The sequence below is a fragment of the Pseudomonas farris genome, from assembly GCF_019145235.1.
In the GTDB taxonomy this organism is placed as follows: domain Bacteria; phylum Pseudomonadota; class Gammaproteobacteria; order Pseudomonadales; family Pseudomonadaceae; genus Aquipseudomonas; species Aquipseudomonas farris.
In genome coordinates, this window is sequence record NZ_JAHSTV010000017.1 from 98714 (window position 1) to 104713 (window position 6000).

The 6000-nt window shown below is 56.5% G+C and carries 6 protein-coding genes; all 6 read left to right on the plus strand.

Features of this window, described 5'->3' with window-relative positions:
• Window positions 1–10 precede the first annotated feature (10 nt).
• The 6 genes from KVG95_RS27910 (at window position 11) to msrQ (ending at window position 5995) form a co-directional block, all read left to right on the plus strand.
• The gene (locus tag KVG95_RS27910; RefSeq protein ID WP_217858692.1) at window positions 11–1735 is read left to right on the plus strand and encodes an acetolactate synthase 3 large subunit; all 1725 of its coding nucleotides are present in this window, start codon (window positions 11–13) and stop codon (window positions 1733–1735) included.
• A gap of 2 nt (window positions 1736–1737) precedes the next feature.
• The gene (ilvN, locus tag KVG95_RS27915; RefSeq protein ID WP_003176102.1) at window positions 1738–2229 is read left to right on the plus strand and encodes an acetolactate synthase small subunit; all 492 of its coding nucleotides are present in this window, start codon (window positions 1738–1740) and stop codon (window positions 2227–2229) included.
• A 48-nt stretch (window positions 2230–2277) separates the two neighbouring features.
• Complete coding sequence (gene ilvC / locus KVG95_RS27920) at window positions 2278–3294, plus strand: ketol-acid reductoisomerase (RefSeq protein WP_003185459.1); 1017 nt, start codon at window positions 2278–2280, stop codon at window positions 3292–3294.
• 146 nt (window positions 3295–3440) lie between these two features.
• Window positions 3441–4298: a CDP-diacylglycerol--serine O-phosphatidyltransferase gene (gene pssA / locus KVG95_RS27925; RefSeq protein WP_008006914.1), complete on the plus strand. Its 858-nt coding sequence runs from the start codon at window positions 3441–3443 to the stop codon at window positions 4296–4298.
• 63 nt (window positions 4299–4361) lie between these two features.
• Window positions 4362–5375 carry a protein-methionine-sulfoxide reductase catalytic subunit MsrP gene (gene msrP / locus KVG95_RS27930; RefSeq protein WP_217858693.1) on the plus strand — a complete coding sequence of 338 codons (1014 nt, stop codon included), beginning with the start codon at window positions 4362–4364 and terminating at the stop codon, window positions 5373–5375.
• Entirely contained in the window at window positions 5375–5995 is a 621-nt protein-coding gene (msrQ, locus tag KVG95_RS27935; RefSeq protein WP_217858694.1) for a protein-methionine-sulfoxide reductase heme-binding subunit MsrQ, read from the plus strand. Before msrP ends, msrQ begins: the two co-directional genes overlap by 1 nt.
• The last annotated feature ends 5 nt before the right edge of the window (window positions 5996–6000 follow it).

The window sequence follows — 6000 nt, forward strand, 5'->3', positions numbered from 1 at the left end:
GGTGAACAACGTGGAGCTTTTATCTGGCGGTGAGATGCTCGTCCGCTTTTTGCGTGACGAAGGCGTCAAATATATCTACGGGTACCCGGGTGGTGCTCTTCTTCATGTCTATGATGCCCTGTTCAAAGAACCGGAAGTGACCCACATCCTGGTTCGTCACGAGCAGGCTGCGACCCATATGGCTGACGGCTATGCCCGTGCCACCGGTAAAGCCGGTGTGGTACTGGTAACCTCCGGCCCGGGCGCAACCAACGCCATCACCGGTATTGCCACGGCCTACATGGACTCCATTCCGATGGTGGTCATTTCCGGCCAGGTGCCTAGCACCATGGTAGGTACCGATGCATTCCAGGAAACCGACATGATCGGTATCTCCCGGCCAATCGTGAAGCACAGCTTCATGATCAAGCATGCGTCGGAAATCCCGGAAGTCATGAAGAAGGCGTTCTACCTGGCGCAATCCGGTCGTCCTGGTCCGGTCGTTGTCGATATTCCGAAAGACATGACCAACCCGGCCGAGAAGTTCGAATACATCTTCCCGAAAAAAGCCAAGCTGCGTTCCTACAGCCCGGCCGTTCGCGGTCACTCCGGACAAATCCGCAAGGCAGCTGAAATGCTCCTGGCGGCCAAGCGTCCTGTGCTTTATGCGGGCGGCGGCGTGATTCTCGGTGGTGGCTCCGCGCCGCTGACCGAGCTGGCAAAGATGCTCAACCTGCCAGTGACCAATACCCTGATGGGCCTGGGTGCCTATCCTGGCACCGACCGTCAGTTCATCGGCATGCTCGGCATGCACGGCAGCTACACCGCCAACCTGGCGATGCACCATGCCGATGTGATCCTTGCAGTCGGCGCGCGCTTCGATGACCGCGTGATCAACGGCCCGGCCAAGTTCTGTCCGAATGCCAAGATCATTCACATCGACATCGACCCGGCTTCGATCTCCAAGACCATCAAGGCAGACGTGCCTATCGTCGGTCCGGTCGAGAGTGTCCTGACCGAAATGGTCGCGATCCTCAAGGAAATCGGCGAGACCCCGAACAAGGAGTCCGTTGCCAGCTGGTGGAAGCAAGTCGATGAGTGGCGCGGTGACCGCGGCCTGTTCCCTTATGACAAGGGCGACGGCAGCGTAATCAAGCCGCAGACCGTGATCGAAACCCTGTGCGAAGTGACCAAGGGCGACGCCTTTGTGACCTCCGACGTGGGCCAGCACCAAATGTTTGCCGCGCAGTACTACACGTTCAACAAGCCGAACCGCTGGATCAACTCCGGTGGCCTGGGCACCATGGGCTTCGGTTTTCCGGCGGCCATGGGCATCAAGCTGAGCTTCCCGGATGATGACGTCGCCTGCGTAACGGGCGAGGGCAGCATCCAGATGAACATTCAGGAACTGTCGACCTGCCTGCAATACGGTTTGCCGGTGAAGATCGTCATTCTGAATAACGGTGTACTGGGTATGGTTCGCCAGTGGCAGGACATGAGTTATGGCAGCCGCCACTCGCACTCCTACATGGAATCGTTGCCTGACTTCGTCAAGCTGGCCGAGGCCTATGGTCACGTTGGCGTGCGCATCACCGAATCGAAAGATTTGAAGTCGAAGATGGAAGAGGCGTTCGCCATGAAAGATCGCCTGGTGGTTATCGATATTTCGGTCGACACCAGCGAGCACGTCTACCCGATGCAGATCAAAGACGGCTCCATGCGCGATATGTGGCTGAGCAAGACGGAGCGTACTTAATCATGCGGCACATTATTTCCTTGCTTCTGGAAAACGAACCGGGCGCTCTGTCTCGTGTAGTCGGCCTGTTCTCGCAGCGCAACTACAACATCGAAAGCCTGACCGTGGCACCAACCGAAGACCCGACCCTGTCGCGTCTGACGCTGACCACTGTCGGCCATGATGAAGTCATCGAACAGATCACCAAGAACCTGAACAAGCTGATCGAAGTGGTAAAACTGGTCGACCTGTCGGAGAGTGCTCACATCGAGCGCGAACTGATGCTGGTCAAGGTCAAGGCCACCGGCGCCCAGCGCGCCGAGATCAAGCGCACCACCGATATTTATCGTGGGCAGATCGTTGATGTCAGCGCCAGCGTGTATACCGTTCAATTGACCGGTACCAGCGACAAGCTCGACAGCTTCATTCAATCGATCGGCACTGCCTCGATTCTGGAAACCGTACGCAGTGGCGTCACCGGGATTGCCCGCGGCGACAAAGTACTGAGCATCTAAACCAAATTAGCGAATGGCCTGAACGGCCAGGATATAGAGGGGAAATTCATGAAAGTTTTCTACGATAAAGACTGCGACCTGTCGATCATCCAAGGCAAGAAAGTTGCCATCATCGGTTACGGTTCCCAGGGCCACGCTCAAGCGTGCAACCTGAAAGACTCCGGCGTTGACGTTACTGTTGGTCTGCGTAAAGGTTCGGCTACTGTTGCCAAAGCTGAAGCCCACGGCCTGAAAGTGACTGACGTTGCTTCCGCCGTAGCGGCTGCCGACCTGGTCATGATCCTGACCCCGGACGAGTTCCAGTCTGCCCTGTACAAGAACGAAATCGAGCCGAACATCAAGAAAGGCGCCACCCTGGCCTTCTCCCACGGTTTCGCGATTCACTACAACCAGGTTGTGCCACGTGCTGACCTCGACGTGATCATGATCGCCCCGAAAGCTCCGGGCCACACCGTGCGTTCCGAGTTCGTCAAAGGCGGCGGTATCCCTGACCTGATCGCTATCTACCAGGATGCTTCGGGCAATGCCAAAAACGTTGCACTGTCCTACGCCGCTGGCGTTGGTGGCGGTCGTACCGGCATCATCGAAACCACCTTCAAGGACGAGACCGAAACCGACCTGTTCGGCGAACAAGCCGTTCTGTGCGGCGGTACCGTTGAGTTGGTAAAAGCCGGTTTCGAAACTCTGGTTGAAGCTGGCTACGCGCCGGAAATGGCCTACTTCGAATGCCTGCACGAACTGAAGCTGATCGTTGACCTCATGTACGAAGGCGGTATCGCCAACATGAACTACTCGATCTCCAACAACGCTGAGTACGGCGAGTACGTGACCGGTCCGGAAGTGATCAACGCCGAATCCCGTCAGGCCATGCGCAACGCCCTGAAACGTATTCAGGACGGCGAATACGCCAAGATGTTCATCAGCGAAGGCGCCACCGGCTATCCTTCGATGACCGCCAAGCGTCGTAACAACGCCGCTCACGGTATCGAAATCATCGGTGAGCAACTGCGCTCCATGATGCCGTGGATCGGTGCCAACAAGATCGTCGACAAAGCCAAGAACTAAGTCCCGAGCTTGTACGGAAAACGCGGCCTAGGCCGCGTTTTTTCGTTTGGATCCGCCGGTTCTGGTATAAAGCTGCATTGTTTGTGGCCGAGCCGTCGTCCCAGACACCTGTCGAAACTTTCCACCCCGTTGCAAGGTAAATGTCCATGAGCGAACGTCCCGAAGAGCCAAAGCAGGCTTCTGACGCCGAAAGCCTTCTGCCTATCGATGAACACATCGAAGAAGGGCATGATGCTGAAGGCCGTAAAGTCCGGCATCGTGGTATCTATCTTCTGCCGAATCTGTTCACCACTGCGAACCTCTTCGCAGGGTTCTATTCCATCATCAACTCGATGAGCGCCCAGAGTGCCTTGAGTGCCGGTGATGCCATCGGCGCGAGCAAATATTTTGCGTTCGCCGCGATCGCCATTTTCGTCGCCATGGTGCTCGACGGTCTCGACGGTCGCGTTGCCCGTATGACCAATACCCAAAGTGCTTTCGGTGCCGAGTACGACTCGCTGTCGGACATGGTTGCCTTTGGTGTGGCGCCGGCATTGCTGGCATTCGGCTGGGCCCTGGGCGATATGGGCAAGGTCGGCTGGATGGTCGCCTTCATCTATGTAGCGGGGGCGGCGTTACGTCTGGCGCGTTTCAACACTCAGGTCGGCACCGCAGACAAACGTTACTTCATCGGTCTGGCCAGCCCGGCCGCCGCCGGTGTGGTCGCGGGCATTGTCTGGGCATTCAGCGACTACGGCATTCAGGGTTCCAAGATGTCGTTCCTGGTTGCGCTGATGGTTGCCGCCGCTGGCATGCTGATGGTCAGTAACATCAAGTACAACAGCTTCAAGGAGCTGGACTTGAAAGGGCGCGTTCCCTTTGTCGCGATCCTCGCAGTGGTATTGGTATTCGCCGTAGTGTTCAGTGATCCGCCGCGCATCCTGCTGCTGGTTTTCCTTGCTTATGCGGCTTCCGGGCCGGTGCAGTACCTGCTGCGCCTTCGTCGGCACAAAAAAGCCGAGTGATGTAATTTCCCTCATACTCCGCAGTCTATGGGTGCATCTGTCCTCCAAAGCTGCGGAGTTGTCATGCTGATCAAAGTCCCCAAAGCGTCTGACTGTCATGAGTCGGACGTCACGCCTGAATCCCTCTACCTTTCTCGTCGCAGTGTATTAGGTGCCGCCGTCGCCGGTTTGGCGGTGAGCAGTCTGCCGCGTTGGGCGAGTGCCGACGATGTTGCGCGTTATGCTGATGTCGAGCCTGGCAAGGCGCCGTCCTGGTTTGCCGAAAAGCTTCCTTCTGTTAAATGGGGGGCGATCAACGTCAAAGACGAGGCGATCACACCTTTCAAGGACGCGACCCACTACAACAACTTCTATGAGTTCGGTACCGATAAAGGCGATCCCGCGGCCAACGCCGGTGCGCTGAAAACCGAACCCTGGAGCGTGGTGGTGGACGGGGAGGTGGGGAAGCCGGGGCGGTATGCGCTGGAAGACTTCATGAAGCCTTATCAGCTGGAAGAGCGTATTTATCGCCTTCGCTGTGTGGAGGCCTGGTCGATGGTCATTCCGTGGATCGGTTTTCCTGTTTCGGCCTTGCTCAAGGAGGTCGAGCCAACCTCCAAAGCCAAGTTCATTCGCTTCGAAACCTTGCAGGATCCCAAAACTATGCCCGGGCAGCGTTCCGGTTTTGCCCTGATTGACTGGCCTTATGTAGAAGGGCTGCGTCTGGATGAGGCGATGAATCCGTTGGCGATTCTTGCTGTGGGCATGTACGGGCGTGAGCTGCCGAATCAGAACGGTGCGCCGCTGCGTCTGGTGGTGCCTTGGAAGTACGGCTTCAAGAGCATTAAATCCATCGTGCGGATCAGCTTGGTCAGCGAGCAGCCGAAAACTACCTGGCAGAGTATCGCCTCGGATGAGTATGGTTTTTATGCGAACGTGAACCCGACAGTCGATCACCCGCGCTGGACCCAGGCACGGGAAAGGCGTTTGCCGAGTGGGCTGTTCAAGCCCAATGTGCGGGACACGCAAATGTTCAATGGTTATTCGGATGAAGTCGCTTCTCTATATACAGGGCTCGATCTGCGGAAGAATTACTGATGCGATATCCGTTCTGGCGTATTGGCGTCTTCATCGCCGCAGCGATTTGGCCGCTGCTTTGGTTGTATCAGGCCTGGGCGGATGTGCTGGGGCCTGATCCTGGCAAGGTATTGGTTGACCGTCTGGGGCAGGGGGCGCTTGTGCTGCTGCTCATTACATTAAGCATGACGCCTTTGCAAAAGCTCACCGGTTGGGCGGGGTGGATTGCTGTTCGACGGCAGCTGGGTTTGTGGTGTTTCGCTTATGTGGTTCTGCATTTGAGCGGTTACACAGCGTTCATCCTTGGTTTTGATTGGTCGCAGTTGGGGGTTGAGTTGCGTAAGCGGCCGTACATTATTGTCGGAGTCCTGGGATTTCTCTGTTTGTTGGCATTGGCGGTTACCTCCAATCGCTACAGTCAGCGGCGTTTGGGTTCTCGCTGGAGGAAGTTGCATCGGTTGGTCTATGTGGTTCTCGGGTTTGGATTGCTGCATATGTTGTGGATCGTGCGTGCCGATCTGAAGGAGTGGGTAATCTATGCTTCTATAGGTGCGTTGTTGTTGGTGTTGAGATTGCCGCCTGTAACCCGCCGGATTCCACGTTTAGCAGCCAAAAAGGCACCTTCTGAAAGAAAGGCGTAATTAGA